At 40.7% G+C, this 22,076-nt stretch carries 16 protein-coding genes and 1 pseudogene; 9 read left to right on the forward strand and 8 right to left on the reverse strand.

Features of this window, described 5'->3' with window-relative positions; genetic code table 11:
* Positions 1-45: 45 nt before the first annotated feature.
* From H5180_RS02870 to H5180_RS02880, 3 genes are all read right to left on the reverse strand, one after another.
* Positions 46-867, reverse strand: coding sequence for a LuxR C-terminal-related transcriptional regulator (locus H5180_RS02870; RefSeq protein ID WP_182757623.1), 822 nt, complete (start codon positions 865-867; stop codon positions 46-48).
* A 338-nt stretch (positions 868-1,205) separates the two neighbouring features.
* Complete coding sequence (locus H5180_RS02875) at positions 1,206-2,036, reverse strand: S1 RNA-binding domain-containing protein (RefSeq protein ID WP_182719011.1); 831 nt, start codon at positions 2,034-2,036, stop codon at positions 1,206-1,208.
* Between the two features lie 2 nt (positions 2,037-2,038).
* Positions 2,039-3,367, reverse strand: a complete 1,329-nt coding sequence (locus H5180_RS02880; RefSeq protein ID WP_145233234.1) for a DEAD/DEAH box helicase — start codon at positions 3,365-3,367, stop codon at positions 2,039-2,041.
* A gap of 215 nt (positions 3,368-3,582) precedes the next feature.
* On the opposite strand from H5180_RS02880, the gene H5180_RS02885 reads away from it, so the two are divergent.
* Entirely contained in the window at positions 3,583-4,590 is a 1,008-nt protein-coding gene (locus tag H5180_RS02885) for a rhodanese-related sulfurtransferase (protein ID WP_145233236.1), read from the forward strand.
* Positions 4,591-5,158: 568 nt separating this feature from the next.
* Here H5180_RS02885 and H5180_RS02890 read toward each other — a convergent pair.
* Positions 5,159-6,226, reverse strand: coding sequence for a linear amide C-N hydrolase (locus H5180_RS02890; RefSeq protein WP_182757624.1), 1,068 nt, complete (start codon positions 6,224-6,226; stop codon positions 5,159-5,161).
* Positions 6,227-6,522: 296 nt separating this feature from the next.
* Between H5180_RS02890 and H5180_RS23740 the strand changes: the two are divergent.
* Positions 6,523-6,626, forward strand: a pseudogene (locus H5180_RS23740) (transposase); the annotation flags it as partial.
* 95 nt (positions 6,627-6,721) lie between these two features.
* Here H5180_RS23740 and H5180_RS02895 read toward each other — a convergent pair.
* Complete coding sequence (locus H5180_RS02895) at positions 6,722-7,063, reverse strand: hypothetical protein (protein ID WP_149982479.1); 342 nt, start codon at positions 7,061-7,063, stop codon at positions 6,722-6,724.
* Positions 7,064-7,473: 410 nt separating this feature from the next.
* On the opposite strand from H5180_RS02895, the gene H5180_RS02900 reads away from it, so the two are divergent.
* The 4 genes from H5180_RS02900 to H5180_RS02915 all read left to right on the forward strand — a co-directional run bounded on the left by H5180_RS02900 (position 7,474) and on the right by H5180_RS02915 (position 14,277).
* On the forward strand, positions 7,474-8,490 hold the full coding sequence (locus tag H5180_RS02900) for an efflux RND transporter periplasmic adaptor subunit (RefSeq protein ID WP_182730593.1): 1,017 nt from the start codon (positions 7,474-7,476) through the stop codon (positions 8,488-8,490).
* A gap of 2 nt (positions 8,491-8,492) precedes the next feature.
* Positions 8,493-11,573: an efflux RND transporter permease subunit gene (locus tag H5180_RS02905; protein ID WP_145233239.1), complete on the forward strand. Its 3,081-nt coding sequence runs from the start codon at positions 8,493-8,495 to the stop codon at positions 11,571-11,573.
* Between the two features lie 94 nt (positions 11,574-11,667).
* Positions 11,668-13,563 (forward strand): DUF294 nucleotidyltransferase-like domain-containing protein, encoded by a 1,896-nt coding sequence (locus H5180_RS02910; RefSeq protein ID WP_182757625.1) that lies wholly within the window; start codon positions 11,668-11,670, stop codon positions 13,561-13,563.
* A gap of 3 nt (positions 13,564-13,566) precedes the next feature.
* On the forward strand, positions 13,567-14,277 hold the full coding sequence (locus H5180_RS02915) for a 3'-5' exonuclease (protein WP_145233243.1): 711 nt from the start codon (positions 13,567-13,569) through the stop codon (positions 14,275-14,277).
* Between the two features lie 82 nt (positions 14,278-14,359).
* Here the strand turns inward: H5180_RS02915 and H5180_RS02920 are convergent, their stop codons facing one another.
* Positions 14,360-15,940 carry a BCCT family transporter gene (locus tag H5180_RS02920; protein ID WP_182757626.1) on the reverse strand — a complete coding sequence of 527 codons (1,581 nt, stop codon included), beginning with the start codon at positions 15,938-15,940 and terminating at the stop codon, positions 14,360-14,362.
* A 505-nt stretch (positions 15,941-16,445) separates the two neighbouring features.
* Between H5180_RS02920 and egtB the strand changes: the two genes are divergently transcribed.
* The 3 genes from egtB (at position 16,446) to H5180_RS02935 (ending at position 19,580) form a co-directional block, all read left to right on the forward strand.
* Positions 16,446-17,675 (forward strand): ergothioneine biosynthesis protein EgtB, encoded by a 1,230-nt coding sequence (gene egtB / locus H5180_RS02925; protein ID WP_182757627.1) that lies wholly within the window; start codon positions 16,446-16,448, stop codon positions 17,673-17,675.
* A gap of 2 nt (positions 17,676-17,677) precedes the next feature.
* Positions 17,678-18,649, forward strand: a complete 972-nt coding sequence (egtD, locus tag H5180_RS02930) for an L-histidine N(alpha)-methyltransferase (protein ID WP_182757628.1) — start codon at positions 17,678-17,680, stop codon at positions 18,647-18,649.
* 142 nt (positions 18,650-18,791) lie between these two features.
* Positions 18,792-19,580, forward strand: a complete 789-nt coding sequence (locus H5180_RS02935; protein ID WP_220493021.1) for a 2-keto-4-pentenoate hydratase — start codon at positions 18,792-18,794, stop codon at positions 19,578-19,580.
* On the opposite strand, the gene H5180_RS02940 is transcribed toward H5180_RS02935, so the two are convergent.
* Both H5180_RS02940 and asnB read right to left on the reverse strand, forming a co-directional pair.
* The gene (locus H5180_RS02940) at positions 19,551-20,399 is read right to left on the reverse strand and encodes a PhzF family phenazine biosynthesis protein (RefSeq protein WP_182757629.1); all 849 of its coding nucleotides are present in this window, start codon (positions 20,397-20,399) and stop codon (positions 19,551-19,553) included. The genes H5180_RS02935 and H5180_RS02940 overlap by 30 nt on opposite strands.
* Positions 20,383-22,056, reverse strand: a complete 1,674-nt coding sequence (gene asnB / locus H5180_RS02945) for an asparagine synthase B (RefSeq protein WP_145233255.1) — start codon at positions 22,054-22,056, stop codon at positions 20,383-20,385. Before asnB ends, H5180_RS02940 begins: the two co-directional genes overlap by 17 nt.
* Between the last annotated feature and the right edge of the window lie 20 nt (positions 22,057-22,076).

A 22,076-nucleotide genomic window follows, 5' to 3' on the forward strand; every position in this document is an offset into this window, starting at 1 on the left:
AAAAGGCGATGCGGAATTGAGATATATCCCTAAAGGGACAGTTTGTTACCTTGATTGAGTGATTAGGTGGTTGAGAAACAATTGAAAGAACTCGCTTAATGACGCCACATTCAACTGAGCGTAGATGCGTTTACGGTGATTCTTAACTGTGCCTACTGTGACATCAAGCTGCGTTGCAATCTCTTTGTTGTCATAGCCTTGCGCGATTAATGCGGCGATTTCATGTTCTCGTTTGGTGAGGACAGTTTCGCCAAAAGATGCCACTGCGGATTCAATTGCTGCACGCATTTTTCCTGAATAAGCGTCAGGGCTGAATACTGGCTCAGCGAGTGTAAACTCAGTCTGTTTCCAGTGCTGTTGGCACAAAGATTGAATAATGGTGAAGTAAGATTTGAGTTTGGTTACTTGAGGTTTGTTGAAGCGTTTTTCATCTTGCATAAATCCTAAGTAGAGCATAACCCAGCGTGTGGGTTCGACTTCGATAAGCATGCTGAGTTCGTCCTTCCAGCCCGTTTGATGGTAAAACTGCTGACAGTAGGCTTGGTACTCGAAAGTGTTACGCGTTACGTCTTTATCTACGACATCTTTGAACGTAAAAATTCCTTGCTCTTTGTTAGCGTTCAGCTTTTTATAAAAGGGGTCGTTTTGAAAAGAGGTGGTGAGATAACGCTGGAACAGAAGATCGCGTTCACTTTCAATCGAATCATATAGGTAGATAGGGTGTTTACCTTCGCGGTAGCCGAGGATAACCGCGCAATCAAAACTCAATATGGAAGCAATCACGCGCATGAGTTTAGGCGTAAAGCTTGGTGAGTTAAGAGCAGAAATTGTCTCTGCAAGTTGAGTGTTGAATGCGTCGTTAGGCATGGGAATTCGCGAGTCAATAAAGATTGAGATAAGCATAACGCAACAGGCGGTTTCCCCAAAGTTATCTATATTGGATAATTGAGTTTGGTTCCTATGCTGAGTGCATGGCTGCAATACTTGAGGCAATCCGAAAAGTTAGAGTGTGTTGTAGTTCGTAACGTATTTCTGTCCAAAAATGAGTTTGCCCGACCGTCAGCTTCACGCTCATTGTTGCCATTGGTGCTTATGAAATAAAAAAGAGTAAAGCTTTCACTTTACTCTTTTCATGATATAACAATATTTTGTTAGCCCGTAGCCCGTAGCCCGTAGCCCGTAGCCCGTAGCCCGTAGCCCGTAGCTTATTTCAACCTAATAGCCTTAGCTTCAATATCAATTAAGCCTTGCTTAAACAAACCGCCAATGGCTTTTTTATAATTTGCTTTACTGGTTGAGAAAACTTTTTTAATTGTCTCAGGATCCGATTTATCACCTAAAGCAATAACACCGCCTTCGGATTTTAATCTATCCATTATTTTCTCACCCAAGTCACTTACTTTAGCCATACCTGGTTTTTCAAGAATAACGTCAATTTTTCCGTCTTCGCGTACTTTTTGAATAAATCCAGTTAAGCGTTGGCCAACAAACATGTTTTTAAACACCATGTTGTAAAAAATAACGCCGTAATGTGCTTCTTCTATTAATACTTTATAGCCAATATCGGTTTTGCCAGCGACAATTAATTGTACTTCTTGCAGCGGCGCGTACTCAGGCTCCGTTTTATTGATAAAACGATTAAAGTTATTCGATGCACAAATACGGCCACTGGCGTTATCTAAATACAAACGTACTAAATAAGAATAGCCTTCTTGCATTCTTGGCTTTTGTTCGTTGAACGGTGCCAGTACATCTTTATCAAGCCCCCAATCTAAAAAAGCGCCAATGCTATTGATTTCTTTAACACGAAGTAGGGCGTATTCACCTACTTGAGCTAACGGCTTTTTAGTTGTTGCAGTGGCGAGATTAGCATTATCTAAAAAGATAAATACGCTGACACTGTCGCCAGCTTCTAGCTCATGTTTAATTTCACTGCTTGGTAAAAAAACTTCACCCAGATCATGACCATCAAGGTACGCGCCTTCGTTACTTACTTCGTTAACGAATAGGGTTTGGGTGGTTCCAAGGTAACTCATAATTATTCCTGTTCTGGCTTTTTACGACGGCGCATTGGTGCATCACCATCAATATTAAGAGGGGCTTTGATTGGCGCTTGTGGCTTTTTAGGTTTTGCTTTGCGTTTAGTCACAGCTTTTACTTTAGGCTTTACATTTTCTTGTGCTTTAGCCCATGTTGCATCAGGTTTTGGTTCGCGTAAACCTTTAAACTTACCTTTTAACCCTGCAACGGTATGAAACTCAAGTTCATCATTTAAGAATGATTTAATTGCTTTATAGCTTAACCAATCTTTAGGACCGACCAGTGAAATAGCGGTACCTTTAAAGCCAGCTCGACCAGTTCTACCAATACGATGCACATACTCTTCAGCGTGTTTAGGTAAATCAAAATTGATTACATGAGTTACGCTCAGTAAATCAAGACCACGAGAGGCAACATCGGTGGTTATTAAAATTTTAAAGTTTTCACGGCTAAAGCCGTCCATGATATCTAAACGTTTATTTTGGGCTAAATCACCTGCTAATGCTTGGGCTTTAAAACCTTTAGCATTAAGTGATTCGCTTAAACGGCTGGTATCTGTACGAGTCGCTGTAAATATAATGCATTGCCCGACCTCGTCTTGCTTTAAAAAATGCTCAAGCAGCGCTTCTTTATGATCAAGGTGATCTGCTAAATATAAGCTTTGTTTAATATCTGAATGTTGTTCGTTAGCCGCACTAAGGGTAATTTGTTTTGGCTTTTTCAGTAAATTACGTGATAACGCATCGACTTGTGCATGATCCAGTGTCGCTGAAAACAATAATGTTTGGCGCAGGCGATGATCTGCTTGCTCGTTGATCATCTTTAACTGTGCAGTAAAACCTAAATCTAAAATACGGTCAGCTTCATCAAAAATAAGTAACTCAAGGCCACTTAGCTGTAATGAACGCTGAGTTAAGTGATCGGCTAAACGACCCGGTGTAGCAATAACAAATTGCGGGTCGTTACGCAGTGCTTTAATTTGATCATTAAAGTTTTCACCGCCTAATATTTTCACCGCTTTAATATTAGTACCTGCAATTAACAGGCGAAGTTGGGTAAATACTTGGGTCGCCAGTTCACGAGTAGGCGCCACAATAAGCACACGAGGATCACGTTTACTGAGCGCCTTTTGTTTCATAACCCGTTGAACAGCAGGTAATAAAAATGCCAAGGTTTTGCCCGACCCAGTTTTAGACTGGGCGAAAATGTCATGGCCTGCAAGTGCGGTGGGCACTGCATGGGCCTGAATATCAGTGGGCTGGGTGATCCCTTGATGCGCTAATTGTGTTTCAAGGCGAGTATCAATCCCAAGATCAGTAAAATGCAAAGTGTGTTTCTCCAAAATGAGCAATTTGTTTGGGTATAAATAATTTCGCTATTATAGCGCAGTCCCGAGTGCGGCTAACAGTAAAAAGCCAATTATCACTGCTTTTTTTGCATTTAATTAGAAAAAGCGTAAAATACGCGCCCTCAATATGTATTATGCGCCGGATTTACGATTCGGTTACCGCCAATAACGGCTAAAGCAAAATAGGAATCACCATGACTGCTGTCCATAAAGACAATGTAACCAGCGAGCACTTTGTTGTATGTGCACTTTATAAGTTTGTTTCTTTACCTGAATACGAAGCCCTACGCCAACCATTGTTAGATGTGATGGAAGCCAATGAAGTACGTGGTACTTTATTAATTGCCGCAGAAGGTATCAACGGCACAGTTTCTGCCAAGCGTGAAGGCATTGACAACCTTTTAAGCTGGTTAGACAGCCAACCAAACCTTGATAACATTGTTAGCAAAGAATCATTTGATGATGAATGCCCGTTTTACCGTACTAAGGTAAAACTAAAAAAAGAAATCGTCACAATGGGTGTTGAAGGGATTGATCCGCTGAAAGTGGTTGGCAGTTATGTAAAACCACAAGATTGGAATGCATTGATCTCAGATCCTGAGGTTATTTTAGTTGATACCCGTAACGATTATGAAATCGAAATTGGTACTTTTCAAAACGCAGTAGACCCAAATACTAAAACATTCCGCGAGTTTCCGCAGTGGGCGAAAGAAAACCTCGATCCGAGCAAACATAAAAAAGTAGCTATGTTTTGTACTGGTGGTATTCGCTGTGAAAAATCAACTGCTTACATGAAAGAGCAAGGTTTTGAAGATGTGTACCATCTTGAAGGCGGTATTTTAAAATACCTAGAAGAAGTACCAAAAGAAGAAACCATGTGGGAAGGTGAGTGCTTTGTATTTGATAATCGCGTAGCAGTCGATCACGACCTACAAAAAGGCTCATATGATCAATGTCATGCGTGTCGTATGCCAATCACTGAAGACGAAAAACTCAAACCAGAGTACATGGAAGGTGTTTCGTGTCATCATTGTATTGATGATGTTACCGATGAACAACGTGAACGATTTGCTGAGCGTCAAAAGCAAATTGAATTAGCGCAAGCTCGTGGCGAAGGCCATATTGGCAACGAAGCACAAGCCGTTTTACAAAAGCGTAAAGAAGCTAAAAAAGCGCAAAAAGACGCACAGCGTAAAAAGTAATTTAGTAGAGCTATTACTACCGTTTTATAAAGCCTCAGCATTGTCTGGGGCTTTTTTGATGGTAATCAAGATTGAATAAATTTAATCCTTAGGGTTTTATTGCACAATAACAGCCCCCTAATTCACAAGGTAAGATATTATGTTTCGAATCATCTTGACCTTTGCTGCTCTCATCTAATTTTTTTGCTGCAAGTACAGCACAAGAGCTTTTTTCAACAATAAACTTGCGCTTGAGTTACATGGAGGATGTTGCGTCTTATAAGAGTAATAATAATAACCAAGCTATTAAAGATAAAGAGCCTAGAAATTTAGATACAGTTATCGGACCTGCGCTGATAAAATTTCATCACTGTTGCCAAAAGCGGCATTGACCTAGCTTTTAGAGTTTTTCAGCAACAGTGGGGGATATATAAGTAATTGGATACGTTTAAGATCTAAACGATATATGAGCAACACAGAATTTCTGAATAGTTATAAACTTTAGTTCGCTATTTACTAGGTTTTAAACTTGCTATATTAAGTCCACAACTAATATCGATCATTGCGGACTTACACTGTAAACTAATTTTTAATATGGATTACTATCTAACCCTTTAAATTTAAAAGGTTTTGATTTAATAAAATAAGAACTGGATTCCCCAGCATAAGTCTGGTTTTTATCTAATGGCAACTTCATGACATCTGCATTTTTTTCAAAGTTCACTTTATTAAAGTCTACCCAAACAACATTTGGAGTAAGCGCATTTTCAAAGTAGTAAATTAAATTCCCCTGATCAGCAACAACTCTCCAGCGAGTATTAGATAAGTGAGGTTGCCCCTCGATTGCAATTCCATAAGGAACTGAAACATTACGGACTACGCTAAACACACTTGCGGCTGCGATTTTAGGGTCACTAGTCTGTGGTAATACGCTCAAGTAATAAGATGCTCGAACAAAACGATCGGCGGCTTTACCAGTACCTGGGAGAAAGTCTTGACCAGAGACCGTATCCCAATAGCTCTTTATAGCAAGTTGTTGTTCATATACAGGGTCATTAGTCATCACTTTATATGAACGATCATGATGTATTTTTAATTTGCCAGCTATGTACTCAAAAATAGCACTATCTCCGCTTGCATCAGATAATGATAAGTGAACTGTCGTGAACTTATCGGTGTCAGGAATAAAGTCTGATACAACTGCAAACTTTTCTTGTTCGAAAAACTTTACCGCCTCATCAACAGTTGCGAAATTATCAAGCGCGTACTGTGCCCAAGCTGCAATAGTAAGACCTGGACGCTCACCATCATAATCAAATTTGGGATATTCAGATGCTACCAACCATAATAGGTTTGCAACTAGTCCTTTTTCATTCATTCCGTCAGGTGCTGCAATATCCCATGAGCTAGCGACTACGCTTCCATACTTTGAACGCCATCTAATTGAGTTAGGCCCAACCTCACCATTACGCTCAATCCCCTTGGGGAAAATCCATAAATTTGCAGGGATATTAATAGAAAAATCCATACTTCTACCGGTCAACACCGTGTTATCTGGGCCATGATAAACAAGGCGAGTACACGCATTAACTTTTGCGTTTAGTAGCATAGTAGAAATCAGAAAAATTTTAGTAGTCGTTGCAATAAATTTTTTCATATCTAGGACCCTTTTTTAAATTATGTCTCAGTCTGCACAAAGTACCGCAAATGTTATGCAAATAAACCTTTCTTGCACCTAGACTGTACCTGAAATAAGACATCAGATCACAAAAGATAAAACCACATCATTTGATAACCAATACAAACTTTAAATTTTAGCTCATTTTTTCTATGTTATTAGTGAGATTAGAATTTATTTATATTTTTAAAAGGAAAAAGTAAACACGCACTCTAAAGTATGTATTTTCCATATTATTAATTTTTAATTAGTCCAAAATACAAACTGGTTGATACATGGCAATTGCAAGGAAACGTCAAATAAATTGTGTGGATACGGTTATTACCATTGCGTATCCCGTGGCGTGCGTCGTGCATTTTTATGTGGTGAGTATCTTTTTTAGGTAAACAATTGTGATAGGTGTCATCTTAAGTTCTAAATAAGCGTGTTAACACGGTGATGTTTTTATTAAATCACCATGTATACATGCTAACTTTAGATTAATGTTTTTAAATGCGCTTCGGCGGCATTGGTGAGCTGTTCAGGTGTCATGTCTTTAGCGTTATCTACAGCAATAGTGCATTGCTCTAGTGTGTACACATCTTTTTTATACATAAAAATCAGCGGCTCACAACCGTCCTCTTTAGCTTTTGCTGATGTCCAATAAACGGCTGAAAATTCAACATTGCCATGTTCGTAAGACTCAACGCTAACTTCTCCGCTGTGATCGAATTGTAGTTGTTTAGAAAGCTGTTCACTAATGTTAATAAGGTTGACCAAAAATACGGCTTCTTGGTGTGTAATACCATGTATATCGGTAAATTTTTGCTTAAACATAATTGTCCTTTTAAATATAAACTAGCAGAGTGGACCCTAATAAAAACTATTGTTGCACACTATACCTGTTTGCCCACTTACTCAAAAGTACTTAGCAATAAACTAGATATTTTTGACCACTTTCAGGGTTTATTAACCCGTAAATTCAACAATTTTTAGTTCTAAAAGCTCAAACTACCATTATGAGTAAATTTAAGACAATACCTTATTCTGACCAATTAGGCTGTTTATATATAGGGTATTTATAGCTAGTTAGCCTCTTAGCATTAAATACACTGCCCTAGTTACTTTCCCCTATAAAGGTATTTCAACGTATTGTTTTGACAGTTAATCGAACTAGACTTTTTATTGATCAAAACACTGTTACACTGCGTACCATAATGGAAATAATAATTAATTAGGTGATCTTTTTGAAATTACGAGTTCTTTTAGTCAGTGTTTTTATTACTTGTTCAGCGGTAATGCCATCGGCATTTGCTGCTAACGTAATTGTTGAACCTGTTGCGATGGAACGTGCAAAAGAGCAAGTTCAAGCGGTTGGTAATGCCGAAGCGATTCGCTCTGTTATCCTCTATCCTGCAGTGGGGGATAAAGTCACGGCTGTGCATTTTAAACCCGGTGATCAGGTAACCGCAGGAGCTATTTTATTAGAGCTCGATTCGCGCAGACAAAAAGCGGCGCTTAATGAAGCGAAAATAAAACTTGCAGATAGTGAACGAATACAAACACGTTTACAGCAAAGTCATGCTAAAGGCGCGGTGCCAAAAAGCGATCTAGATGATGCAAAAACCGTGTATGAGTTAGCTATGGTTGCGGTGACTAAAGCCGAAACCGAATTAGAAGATCGCCAAGTACGAGCACCTTTTAGTGGCACCATGGGGTTAACGGATGTCGAAGTTGGCGATCGAATTACCACTCAAACAGCCATCGCCAGTATTGATGATACTCGTTCGTTATACATAAATTTTAATGCACCAGAGTCGGCTATTACAATGCTTAGAACTAGCGGTAATGTGACTGTGATGCCGTGGCAAGGAAGCGATGCGATAAATGCGCAAGTCGCTTATCTTGACTCACGCATTGATCCACAAACACGTACGCTGCGTGTCAAAGCAAAACTGGATAATGCACAAGCACAATTTTTACCGGGTATGAGTTTTAGAGTACATATTGAGGTATTAGGGCAGAGTTTAGCTGCAGTGCCTGAAGCTGCGCTTTTATGGGGGGCAACTGGCCCCTATGTATGGAAAAGTGTTGAGCAAAAGGCAACTCGCGTTGATGTTAAAATCCAGCAACGTTTAGCGGGTCGTTTGCTCGTATCTGGGCCTTTAAACGAAGGCGATATTTTGGTAGTTGAAGGCGTACAACGTTTACGCCCAGCGCAAGAGCTTAATTATATCAAGCCGCTTGCAGCAGCGCAGGAGTAGGTATGAAACAACAACCTATGATGCAAGATCTCCCTTCAATGGCCATTCGCCGCCCAGTGCTTATTGTAGTACTTAATTTACTGATCATTATTGCGGGTATTGCGGCCATTGCCGGGGTTGAAGTTCGTGAACTGCCTGATGTTGATACGCCAAGGATCACGGTGTCGGCTTCATTTCCTGGTGGCTCCCCAGAGACTGTTGATACCGAAGTAACCAGTAAACTTGAAGGGGCGGTAGCCCGCGTAAGTGGTGTAAAAACTATTCGCGCACAAAGTGAAGAAGGTAACGCACGGATTGTTGTTGAGTTTCGTGCTGGTGTTGACCTTGATGATGCTGCGAATGAAACCCGTGAGTCGGTAGCACGTGTACAACGTGAGTTGCCTGAAGAAGTTGAGCGCGTTTCTATTATCAAGGCTGATAATGATGCTGAGGCGGTTGTATCGCTAACCGTATCAAGCGATACCATAGCCCTTGAAGCGTTGACTGAACTGGTTGAGGTTGATTTAGCACCGCAGTTTTTAACCATTCCAGGTGTGGCCGATGTACGTTTAAATGGTGACCGAAAACGTGTTTTACGGGTGCGTCTTGATCCACTTAAATTAACCAGTTTTAATTTAACCGTTCCTGATGTAGCCCAAGTACTGCGCCAAGCGCCATTTGATGTACCGGCAGGTAGTTTGAAATCGACGGATCAACAAATTATAGTGCGCGCAGATGCAACCTCAGTTACCGCTGAGCAAGTGGCCGATATTATTATTCGTGATGGTACGCGTATTGGTGATATTGCGGCTGTGTATTTTGGTCCTGCGGATCCTCGCTCTATGGTGCGCTTAAACGGCCAGCCAGTGATTGGCATGGAAGTTATACGTCAAGCACAGTCAAATACCATTGAAATATCTGACGAAGTATTAAGTTTATTAGCAAAAATGCAAACGCGTTTTCCGGAGCTGAAATTTACTTTAACTTCTGATGATGCACAATTTATCAGGAGCTCAGTTGATGAGGTGATTTACTCACTGGTGCTAACTGTGCTGCTGGTGATCATTACATTATGGGTATTTATCGGCTCTTGGCGCGCGACTTTAGTGCCTGCATTTGCAATTCCTGTTGCCTTGGTTGGTTCATTAGCGTTGATATGGGCACTGGGTTTTTCAATCAATATACTTACTTTGCTGGCATTAGTGTTAGCAACGGGGTTGATTGTTGATGATGCGATTGTGGTCAGCGAAAACATTCAACGTCAACGCGGTTTAGGCCTTGGCCGCCGTGCTGCTGCGGTAATTGGCACGCGAGAAGTGTTTTTTGCTGTTGTCGCAACGACAGCGGTGTTAGCGGCGGTATTTGTTCCTATCGCTTTTTTACCCTCAACCGCAGGGCGATTATTTAGGGAGTTTGGTGGGGTACTTGCGGGAGCGGTGATCATTTCAAGCTTTGTAGCGCTTTCATTAGTGCCAGCGCTCACCTCAAAGCTAAAACTCAAACAAGGTGGTAAACACCCATTTGCTAAAATAGGTCATTGGCTTGCTAATATTTATACTAAAACCATTCATTGGGTGCTTGATCATGCGTGGCTTACGTTTATAGCTAGTATATTAGTCGCTGCGGGTTCGGGTGCTTTGTATCTCAATTTAGATAATGAATTACTGCCTTCAGAAGATCGCGGAAAAATACGTATCTTTGCTCGGGGCCCTGACGGTGTTGGTTTGAATTTTATGGACCGTCAAGCAATGCAAATGGAAGATATTTTGCTGCCGTATGTGCAAAGCGGCGAAATTGAATCTATTTATACTGTTGTAGGGCAGTGGGATCCAAATATTGTGTTTATTACCGTGCCTTTAAAACACTGGGATGAGCGTCATTTTTCACAGCAAGAGATCATTAATAAAATTCGCGGTCCGCTGGGTAATATTCCTGGGGCGGCAGGTTATCCGTCTGGGTCAAATAGTTTAAATTTACGCGGTCAAGGTGGCGGTATTGAGCTGGCACTATTAGGGCAAGATTACCTGCAGATTTATAAGGCCGCACAAGATTTTGCTGCACAGGTTGAGCAGACTATCCCGTCGATTGACAACGTGCGTATTTCATATCAGCCATCACAGCCGCAATTGCGCGTTAATATTGATAGACGCCGTGCAGAGGAATTAGGGGTGTCACTGAGTGATATATCAATCACCTTACGTGCTGCGATAAATGGCGATGATATTGCAGATTTAAATATTGGTGACCAATCGGTACCGATTATTCTGCAAGCACAAAATCAAACCATTAAAGATCCCAGTGATCTCGCTAATTTATATATCAGTGCAAATAACGGTCAGTTAGTACCACTGAGTAGCGTTGCAACCATAACAGAAGAAGGTGTTGCCGCCGAGCTTGAACGCCACGCACAGCGTCGTGCTATCGAGCTTGATATGGAACTGCCGGCGGACATGAGTATTGCACAGCTGGTATCGCAATTACGTGATATTTCAGAGCAAACGCTACCAAGTGGCATTAGCTTGGCATTTAAAGGTGAAGCATTAACCTTTGAAGAAACTTCTAATGAAGTATTTATCACTTACATACTGGCATTTTTAATCGTATTTTTAGTATTAGCCGCACAGTTTGAAAATGTTAATAGTGCCGTGGTGGTGATGGTAACGGTACCGTTTGGTATTACATCAGCAATTTTAGCACTGTACTTAACTGGTACTTCGTTAAATATTTACTCGCAAATAGGTTTGGTGATGTTAATTGGTTTAATCGCGAAAAACGCGATTTTGTTAGTTGAATTTGCTGACCAATTGCGCGACCAAGGTTTAACTGTTCGTAAAGCTGTAGAGCAAGCAGCACTGGTACGTTTAAGACCAATTACTATGACCTTGATATCAACCTTATTAGGTGCACTGCCGCTGATATTATCAACCGGGGCGGGGGCTGAGGCACGTAATGCCATTGGCTGGGTCGTGTTTGGTGGCTTGTCTTTAGCGGTGCTATTTACGTTGTACTTAACACCGGTAATTTACTTGGGCTTAGCACGCTTTACTACCCCTCGTGGTGATGAAAGTAAGCAACTTGCGCAGGAGCTTGATAAGGTAGAGTAAATCACAATTAAAATAGCCTAATTAACTATTTATCTTTGAAAAATAAGTTAATTAGGCTCACACTTGGGAAAGCTATCCCCAACAGGTTTTTTTTATGCAAGCCGAACAAGTAGAAATCGCGCAGTTTTTAGCACAACACCCGCCTTTTGACAGCCTACCGAGTAAAGCAATCAATGAGCTCGCGCAACAGGTTGAAGTCGCCTACTTTAGAGCGCACACCGATATTTTATTATTTGGTCAAGATATAGCCGATCTTTATGTGATCAGAAGCGGCTCTGTTGAAATGTATCGACGTAATGGGGAACTGGATAATCGTTTAACCACTGCCGGTATATTTGGGCAGATGGGTTTACTGATGAATCGCAAGGTTCGCTTTCCAGCTAAAGCACTTGAAGATACGCTAGTGTATTGCATTAATGTTGAACTATTTAACCGCTATTGCGACGAATTTGATTCATTTGCTGACTATTTTGAAACGGATGGTAATGTTCGTTTACATCAGGCAATTGTTGAACAAGCCGATGGTAATGATTTAACCACGGCAAAAGTAAAATCGCTGATCCACCGTGATGTGGTAACAGTTAATACTGATTCAACGGTGCAACAAGTTGCCCAGCTTATGACTGATGAATCGGTGTCATCGGTTTTAGTTACTGATAGTACCAAACCTATTAACGACGACCCAGAGGAAGATGATGGTCAAGTTGTTGGTATTATCACAGACAAAGATTTACGTACCAAAGTCATTGCTCATGGGCTGGCATTTGACACACCCGCGCATACAATAATGTCTACAAACTTGGTTTTATTAGATGCCAATGCCTATGTTTTCGAAGCTGTACTTGCGATGCTACGTGATAACTTACATCACTTACCGGTGGTCCAAAAACGCCGTCCAATTGGGGTTATTTCTCTTTCTGATATTTTACGCTATGAATCACAAAGCAGCTTGCTATTGGTACGTGGAATACTTGCGCAGCAATCAATTGAAGATTTAACACACTATGCACGCCAGCTGCCGAATGTGTTTGTACGAATGGTAAATGAAGATGCAAACTCGCATATGATTGGCACGGCAATGGCTGTGATTGGCCGCACTTTTAAACAAAGGTTACTGGTATTAGCCGAAGAAAAGTATGGGCCGCCGCCGGTTGCATACTGTTTTATCGCATTAGGTTCAATGGCGCGGGATGAGCAACTCATTGTTACTGATCAAGATAACGCGCTCATTCTAGATGATGATTATGATGATGAACTTCATGATACGTATTTTCAAAATATTGCCGATTTTGTTTGTGATGGTTTAGCTCAATGCGGTTATACCTATTGTGATGGCGAAATAATGGCGTCATTTAAAAAATGGCGAAAAACACGTGCACAATGGTTTGAGCAATTTACTCAGTGGATAGAGCTGCCTAAACCGCAAGCCTTACTAAATAGCTCCATATTTTTTGATTTAGACGGGGTGTGGGGTAAAACCAAATGGGCCGATGAGCTTAAAATATTTATTGCCAAACAAAGCAAAGTTAATCGCGTATTTTTAGCTAATATGGCTGCAAATGCTCGCAACAGAACCCCACCATTGGGGTTTTTTAAAGGCTTTGTTATGGAGCACAACGGTCAGCATAAACGTTCTATGAATTTAAAGCGCAGAGGCACAGCGCCGCTTTCAGATGTTATTCGTGTTCACGCATTGGCGGTTGGATCACGTAAGCAAAACTCGTTCGAACGCTTAGAAGATATTATTGAAGCCAAGCTCCTACCGCAAGGCAAAGCACAAGATTTGCGAGATGCGCTAGAATATATTGCCATGATGCGGATCCGTCACCAAGCATGGCAAATTGAACAGGGGGAAGAACCCGACAACGATTTAGACCCTCATTTATTATCGCCTTTTGAGCAGCGTAACTTAAAAGAAGCTTTTGCAATTTTAGAAAAAGCACAAAGCTATTTGAAATTTAGTTACTCAGCAAACTCTGGGGTAAAGTAATTTATGGCTTTCAAAAAGCAAGCAATGATTGACTGGGCAACACGCTATAAAAATTTATTAAGCGGCGCTCAAAATGACACTATCAAACGTTTTTATGGAGCTGCTTTTAGCGATAAATTCGCAGCAATTAAAGATGTGCCATTTGTTGCAATGGACTTTGAAACAACCGGTTTAGATAGCACCAGTGATGATATTGTCAGCGTTGGTTTAATTCCTTTTAATTTACAGCGTATATATTGCAAAGATAGTCGCCATTGGGTGGTGCGCCCTAGGCGTAATTTCAACGAGGGATCCATTGTAATACATGGCATAACGCATTCAGAAATTGACGATGCACCGGATTTTAATCATATTATTGAGCCATTATTGCAAGCACTCAGTGGTAAAGTGGTTGTTGTACACTATGGCGCGATTGAGCGGCACTTCTTAAATACTGCACTGTTACTTAGGCTTAACGAGGGGATCAACTTTGCTTTGGTTGATACCATGGAAATTGAACGAAAAGCCTTAAAAGCCAGGCAGGGTTTGCTAGGTTGGTTATTTAATTCTAAGTTAGGATCGCTTAGATTAGGTGATTGTCGCCAGCGCTATTCATTACCTGTGTATAAAAACCATAACGCTTTAACTGACGCTTTAGCAACGGCTGAACTGTTACAAGCACAATTGAGTCACCATTACCGAGAAGATACACCGATCTCGCAATTATGGAGTTAAAAATTTCTTAACCTGAACTTTGGCTAACAAGCTTAAATAAAAAACGCCGCAAATTTGCGGCGTTTGTGGTTTTAAATAGCGTTTATTTAGCCGGTAACGGCTCAGTTCTCAGACCTAAAATAAGGCTTAAACACATAAACAGCAAGACGATTGTAAATGGTAAGCCGGTAGAGACCGCACCTGCTTGCAGTGCTTCGATTGCTTGTGTACCACCAATCCACAGTAGCGCGGCTGCGATAGCACCTTCAATAGATGCCCAAAATATGCGTTGTGGTACTGGCGCATCAATTTTCCCGCCAGCAGTGATAGAGTCTATTACTAATGACCCTGAATCAGATGAAGTGATAAAAAACACTAAAACTAATAGCACAGCAATTACAGACAAAATATTAGACATAGGTAATTCATCTAGCATTTGAAACATAGCCATAGGGACATCGGTTAAACCATTTAGGCCAAGTGCGCCAACACCATTGACTACTTGATCAATTGCGATACCGCCGTAAATTGACATCCATAATACTGTAACCAATGTTGGAATAAGTAATACCGCAATCAAAAACTCACGGATAGTACGACCGCGTGATACGCGAGCGATAAACATGCCTACAAACGGTGACCACGAAATCCACCAAGCCCAGTAAAATACAGTCCAGCCATGCATCCATGTTTCGTCTTCACGGCCATGTGGATTACTTAATGGAATGATATTTTCTACATAACCCATAAAGGTGGTAGGAATATTACCCATCGCAACAGCAAAGCCAACTAAGCAAACAAATACCAAAAGGGCAAAAGCAATTAGCATGTTGATATTACTAAGGAGTTTTACACCGCCATCGATACCACGCACAACAGAAATAATAGCCAGTAGGGTAACGCCAACAATAACGAGTATTTGTGAGCCAATGCCACCTTTGAGACCAAACACGTGGTTTATCCCCGCAGACGCTTGCTGAGCGCCTAACCCCAATGATGTTGCCAAGCCAAATAAAGTTGCCAGTACTGCTAAAATATCAATGATATGACCAGGCCAGCCCCATGCTTTATCGCCCAATATAGGGTAAAAAATTGACCGGATAGACAGTGGTAAACCTTTGTTATATGTAAAGAATGATAGTGATAAGCCAACTACAGCATAAATAGCCCAAGGGTGCAGGCCCCAATGGAACATAGTTGCCCCCATTGCCAGTTTTGCAGCTTCTGGGGTGTTGGCTGTTACATTCAGTGGTGTTTCATACCAACCAGTAAAATATGCAACCGGTTCAGCTACCCCCCAAAACATTAAGCCAATACCCATGCCTGCGGCGAATAACATAGCGAGCCATGAAACACGAGTATATGAAGGCTTAGCATCACTGCCTCCTAAACGGATCTTTCCGTAAGGAGAAACAATCAGTGCTAAACAAAAAATAACGAAGAAGTTTGCAGCCCACATAAACAAGGCATCAAAATTATTAATTATATCGAGTTTCACACCATCAAGTGCTGCTTTTGCAGTTTGTGGATCGGTAGCGAGAATGGCGATTAAAAAGATGACAATCAGGCCCGCGCTGATGCCAAAAACAGGGTTGTGTATATCAAATCCCCATTTTTGCACGTTATCCTGACCTACGGTGTAATCCGTATTGTCGATACTATATTTGTCATGATTTTCGCTCATGCAATACCTCTTTTGTTGTCCTAACAAGCTGCTTGTTACCAGCAACATACCTAATTTAATTAGTCTAAGTAACCTGAGCTTTGGATAATAAATCACTACGTTAGTAAATTTTTAAAGCAAAGTTCAGGTTAGGTAATAATTGATACTTAAATTTATTTGAAGACTAACTAATTTAAAAGATGATCATACAGCTACTAGTGTATGAGTTAAATACCAAATGTAAATGATTTTGTAGTTAAATAGCGGCTTGTATGGCCATTGCAACCATTTTTATGTTTTTATATAAAACTACATAATTTGCAAAAGGTCAAAAATTAGTTTGATTGTTAAAGTAATCGCGGCTGTTTTTTGTGGTTAATTGAACTATTATTTTTTGTAGTTGTAAAAGGCAGCTGCACGAGATTGACGTTTTATAGTCGCAGTAATGAAAGCGTAATATGAATATGATTTAACATTAGGTGAGCTATATCATTGTTAAGTTGTGATAAGGAATTTAGTCATTACTATGAGTAACCATGGCAAAGAGAACACTAAAAACACAGCTGATGAGCATCAATTAGTCCATCATTACCAGCGTGTTCGACACCAAAGCGTGACGTTAATAAACTCGTTATCAGCAGAAGATTGCCAATTACAAGCTATGGCCGATGTAAGCCCTAGTAAATGGCACCTTGCGCACACAACGTGGTTCTTTGAAACTTTTTTACTAATTGCACATAGCTCTCACTACACAGTATTTAATCCTAACTTTAAAACTTTATTTAACTCATATTATAACGGTATAGGTGAACAATTTAAGCGTGCCTGCAGAGGGAGTTTATCGCGGCCTAGTTTAGATGACGTGATTACCTATAGAGAATATGTTGACCGGGCGGTGATTGAATTACTGAGTGCACCGTGTAGCGAGTCAATAAAGCAAGTTATTGAATTAGGACTTAACCATGAACAACAGCACCAAGAATTAATGCTGATGGACATTCAATATAACTTTTCAGTTAATCCGTTGTTTCCTGCTTATTGTGACACTAACAACAACCGTATAGAAAATCCTGTTACGCAAGCCAGTCCTCTTAGCTTTGTGGCATTCTCAAAGCATACTGCACATATTGGTGCAACTGAGCAAACGTTTAGCTACGACAATGAACGCCCAACTCATCAAGTGCTTATTCAGCCATTTAAATTTGCTAACCGGCTAACTACTAATGCTGAGTATTTAGCGTTTATACAAGATGGTGGTTACCAAAACCCAGAGCATTGGCTCAATGACGGTTGGGCGCAGATAAATAATGCTCGGCAAACTGCGCCACTCTATTGGCATAAAGTAAATAATGAGTGGTTTGAATTTACATTAGCTGGATTACAGCCTTTGGCGCTAAATGAGCCGCTAAGCCATGTTACCTTTTACGAAGCAAACGCTTTTGCACATTACTCACAAGCTCGCCTCCCAACCGAATTTGAATGGGAAAGCGTGGCTAACAGTAATGCGGCACAAACTATCACCCAGCTGACCGACAACTGTTGGCAGTGGACAAACAGTGCCTATTTACCGTACCAAGGCTTTAAGCCAATAGCAGGCGTGGCAGGGGAATACAATGGTAAATTTATGGCGAATCAAATGGTACTGCGCGGTGGCTGTAAACTTACCCCACAAAATCATTTAAGACTAACTTATCGCAATTTCTATTACCCACACCAAGCGTGGATGCGCAGTGGTATTAGACTCGCTAAGGATTGAGCATGAGCCAAGTAACAACATTAATGACAACCGACATTGATAACCGCTTTTTAAACGATGTTATTGCGGGACTGTCACAGCAACAAAAAAATCTACCCTGTAAATATTTTTATGATGATAATGGGGCCGCTTTGTTTGAGCAGATCACTGAGCTTGATGAGTACTACGTGACACGCACAGAGCTGAGCATTTTAACCAAGCACAGCCAAGCAATTGCCAAGTTGCTTCCTGATAACTTATCAATCATAGAGCCGGGCTGTGGCTCAGGTAAAAAAATTGCTTATTTGTTAGCACACTTAGTGAATGTGAAAAGTTTTGTGCCATTTGAGATCTCTAATGAAATGCTTAATTACTCACTGGCCCATTTATCTCCATTATTTCCTGAGTTAGCTATTTCGCCGTTGTTGGGGGATTTTACTCATAGCCAAATGGTAAAGCAGTTAAGCCGTGAAACACAATTGGATAGCCAAACGAACCTCGTGTATTTTCCAGGCTCAACTATAGGCAATTTTTCACCGCTAAAAGCCATTGAGATCATGAAAAATTTTCATCGGTTATGTGGTATTAACGGTTATGTATTGATTGGCATTGATTTGCTCAAAGACCGTCAAGTATTACTTGATGCTTATGACGATAAACAAGGCGTCACCGCGGCATTTAATAAAAACTTGCTCCAGCGTATTAACGCTGAGTTAAATGCTGATTTCGATCTTAGCCAGTTTAATCACCAATCTCGGTTTAATGAAAAACTAAGCCGTATTGAAATGCATTTGATCAGTAACTGTGATCAAACAGTCACCGTCAATGGCGAATCATTTAGCTTTTCTCAAGGTGAGAGTATCCATACAGAAAACTCCCATAAATACGCACTACAGGCATTTACTCAACTTAGCGCCCAAGCTGGATTACGTTTAGAGCAAACGTGGCAAGACGAGCAGGGGTATTTTGCATTGTGTTTATTAAGGCCAATTTAAACAATGCACAGTCCATCATTTATTATTTAACTGTACTTAGCTAAAAATGCAGCGCAAATTGATTTTTTAATAGTATAAATACTACATTAAACCTACGGCTGCTGGTGTAGCCATTATAAAACCTTATTACGAAGAGGTTAGTGTGGACCGTTCTACTAAATTAAAAACGATTGCAGCACATTTATTTGCACAACGCACAAGTGCAGCGCCACAATCAGATTTACCGCCACAATTAGCATTAACAAGCACTGAAGATAGTTTAGCTGTTCAACAATTGATGATTGCATTAAACAAGGGCCAAGTATTTGGTTGGAAATGCCTATTACCACTTGATAACGGTGCGATTATTTTGGCTCCAATATTAAAGCCGCCGCAATCATTTGCACAAATCTGCACATTATATACTGAACAAAACAAGGCACGGATAGAGCCTGAAATTGCTTTTGTGTTTGCGCAAAATATGCCAAAGCAGGCCAGCTATAGCGAAGCTGAAATTGACCACGCGGTGAGTGACACGCATATGGCACTTGAGCTGATCCAAAACCGTTTCTCTACAGCGTATCAAGCAAATCACTTTGCAAAGTTAGCGGATGGTTTAAGTAACCAAGGGGTGTTACTTGGTCCTAAAATTAATAAGCAAGCAGCTTATGATGCGGCACATATTACTATCGCGATAACACAAAATAATCAGTGTCATAGCTATCTTGGCAAGCACCCATGTGGTCTGGCACAAACACCAATCTATTGGGCAATAAATTATCTGGCTAAGTGTGGGATCACGCTCGCTGCTGGCCAAATTCTCATAACAGGCTCATATTGTGGTGTTATTGAGTTAGACACTGATGTTGATACTGAAATTGACTATGCAGGGCTTGGAAAATACACCGTCAAATTTAGTGGCTTAACTGATAATGACATTACTGTTTTTTAAACGGTAATTAATGGTTGCTCCGGCAACTGAATCTTGGAAAAGCTGGCCATGTGTTTGTTCAGTGTATTGTTTGATTATGGGGGCAATAATGCAGATGGCTGAACCTGTAGCGCTATCTTCATCAACGCCATAATAAGGAGCAAAATATCGAAAATGCCACTGTGTGTTTTGATAAGCTGTTTGGCGTTGTTGCAATACAATCACTGCATTTGGGTAGTATTGTAATTGTGCTGTATTTATCGCGAGTGTTTTTAAAGGCTGATCACTGTTAATCATCAAAGTACTGTAGCCGTTAATTTCTGCTGTTTTATAGCTTTGCACTATTGAGGCTGGAATGGCTTGTTGCAGCAGAACCTCTGTTTGTACCTCGGTGCTATCAATGGTGGTTAATTGTAGTTGCAGTGCGCGTTGATGTATTCTGGTTTCAAATACTTCCCCTGTTTTTGTATAAAAGGTGTTTGGGCTAAACCCTTGCCATTTTTTTAAAAACAGTGCAGCGGCGAGTGTCCCATGACCACAGCGGCTGATCTCATGGCTGTGATTAAACCAACGAATAGGGCATCGATTTTTTTTGATATTGGCTTGATTTAAAAATACGGTGGCAGGCTGAGCGGTGTTTTTTGCAATGCGCTGCATTAGTCGAGTTGTTAACCCGGTTTTATAAATAACAATTAACGCAGACGAACCTTTACAGCGTCTCGCTGTATCGTTAAAAACTTGCTCAATAGCAAAAGACTGCACAAAGCGCGGGGCTTTGTGCAGTCTGTGAGTTAATGCCAGATTTAATAAGCGACTAGGCTTATTATTTCTTTTGTGCATAGGCGTCGTTATGAATACCTGCGGCACGACCTGATGGATCGGCATTATTTTGAAATGATGCATCCCATAATAACGCTTCAGGTGTTGAACAGGCGACTGACTTACCGTGTGGTACACATTTAGCGGCTGCATCACCTGGGAAGTGAGATTCAAAAATAGTACGGTAGTAATACGCTTCTTTTGAATCAGGTGTATTAATAGGGTATTTAAATTTTGCGTTTTCAAGCTCTTGATCGGTTACTTGCTCGTTTACAAACTCTTTTAATGTATCAATCCAGCTGTAGCCTACACCATCCGAAAACTGCTCTTTTTGACGCCATAACACTTCATCAGGTAAGTAGCCGTCAAAGCCTTCACGTAAAATATGCTTTTCAATTTTGCCATCTTTACACATTTTAGCTTCAGGGTTGATACGCATAGCAACATCAACAAACTCTTTATCAAGGAAGGGAACGCGGGCTTCTACACCCCATGCCGCCATTGATTTATTTGCGCGTAAGCAATCAAACATGTGCAGTTTAGATACTTTACGGTTTAATTCTTCATGAAACTCTTGTGCATTTGGTGCTTTATGAAAGTACAAGTAACCACCAAATAGCTCATCAGCGCCTTCACCAGAGAGCACCATTTTAATACCCATCGCTTTGATTTGGCGAGCCATTAAGTACATCGGAGTAGAAGCACGGATCGTCGTTACATCGTAGGTTTCAATGTGATAAATAACTTCACGCAGGGCATCAATCCCTTCTTGAATCGTAAATATAATCGGGTGATGAACAGTTCCTATCATATCAGCTACTTTTTGTGCAGCCGCTAGATCTGGGGAGCCCTCAAGGCCAACCGAGAAAGAGTGCAGTTTAGGCCACCATGCATCGCTTTCATCATTATCTTCAATACGTTTTGCTGCAAAACGTTGGGTAATAGCTGAAATAACGGATGAATCTAAACCGCCTGACAACAACACGCCATAAGGTACGTCACACATTAGCTGACGTTTAACGGCGGCTTCAAGTGCATCTTTGACGTCTTCGGCTTTTGCGCTGTTATCTTTAACTGCATCGAAGCTTTGCCAATCACGGGCATAATATGGGCGCAATTGACCATCTTTACTCCATAAAAAATGTCCAGGAGGAAATTCTTCAATATGCTTACAGATTGGTGAAAGTGCTTTTAGCTCTGAGGCAACATAAAAGTTACCGTGCTCATCGTGGCCAGTATAAAGTGGAATAATACCAATATGATCACGGCCAATTAAATAAGCGTCTTGTTCTTCGTCATATAAACAAAAAGCAAAAATACCGTTCAGATCATCTAAAAATTCAGGCCCTTTCTGTTTGTATAACGCTAAGATAACTTCACAATCTGATTGAGTTTGAAAAGTGAAATCGGTTTCAAGGTTAGCGGCAAGTTCTTTGTGATTATAAATTTCGCCATTAACCGCTAGAATATGAGTTTTTTCAGGGTTGTATAAAGGCTGCGCACCGCTTGATACACCAACAATGGCTAAACGTTCATGCACTAAAATCGCTTTCTCAGATGAATATACACCAGACCAATCAGGCCCGCGGTGACGTAATAATTTTGACATTTCAATTGCTTGCGTACGCAATGGAGCGGGATCAGACTTTATATCTAATACACCAAAAATTGAACACATAGTAACTCCTCATTCCTATC

The sequence above is a fragment of the Pseudoalteromonas sp. SR41-4 genome (assembly GCF_014163985.1).
GTDB lineage: Bacteria > Pseudomonadota > Gammaproteobacteria > Enterobacterales > Alteromonadaceae > Pseudoalteromonas > Pseudoalteromonas rhizosphaerae.

Excerpts from the sequence above, each read along its gene's own strand:
- H5180_RS02870 (WP_182757623.1), bottom strand. The coding sequence starts at position 867 with ATGCCTAACGACGCATTCAACACTCAACTTGCAGAGACAATTTCTGCT.
- H5180_RS02875 (WP_182719011.1), bottom strand. The coding sequence starts at position 2,036 with ATGAGTTACCTTGGAACCACCCAAACCCTATTCGTTAACGAAGTAAGT.
- H5180_RS02885 (WP_145233236.1), top strand. The coding sequence starts at position 3,583 with ATGACTGCTGTCCATAAAGACAATGTAACCAGCGAGCACTTTGTTGTA.
- H5180_RS02890 (WP_182757624.1), bottom strand. The coding sequence starts at position 6,226 with ATGAAAAAATTTATTGCAACGACTACTAAAATTTTTCTGATTTCTACT.
- H5180_RS02895 (WP_149982479.1), bottom strand. The coding sequence starts at position 7,063 with ATGTTTAAGCAAAAATTTACCGATATACATGGTATTACACACCAAGAA.
- H5180_RS02905 (WP_145233239.1), top strand. The coding sequence starts at position 8,493 with ATGAAACAACAACCTATGATGCAAGATCTCCCTTCAATGGCCATTCGC.
- H5180_RS02910 (WP_182757625.1), top strand. The coding sequence starts at position 11,668 with ATGCAAGCCGAACAAGTAGAAATCGCGCAGTTTTTAGCACAACACCCG.
- H5180_RS02915 (WP_145233243.1), top strand. The coding sequence starts at position 13,567 with ATGGCTTTCAAAAAGCAAGCAATGATTGACTGGGCAACACGCTATAAA.
- H5180_RS02920 (WP_182757626.1), bottom strand. The coding sequence starts at position 15,940 with ATGAGCGAAAATCATGACAAATATAGTATCGACAATACGGATTACACC.
- egtB (WP_182757627.1), top strand. The coding sequence starts at position 16,446 with ATGAGTAACCATGGCAAAGAGAACACTAAAAACACAGCTGATGAGCAT.
- egtD (WP_182757628.1), top strand. The coding sequence starts at position 17,678 with ATGAGCCAAGTAACAACATTAATGACAACCGACATTGATAACCGCTTT.
- H5180_RS02940 (WP_182757629.1), bottom strand. The coding sequence starts at position 20,399 with ATGCACAAAAGAAATAATAAGCCTAGTCGCTTATTAAATCTGGCATTA.
- asnB (WP_145233255.1), bottom strand. The coding sequence starts at position 22,056 with ATGTGTTCAATTTTTGGTGTATTAGATATAAAGTCTGATCCCGCTCCA.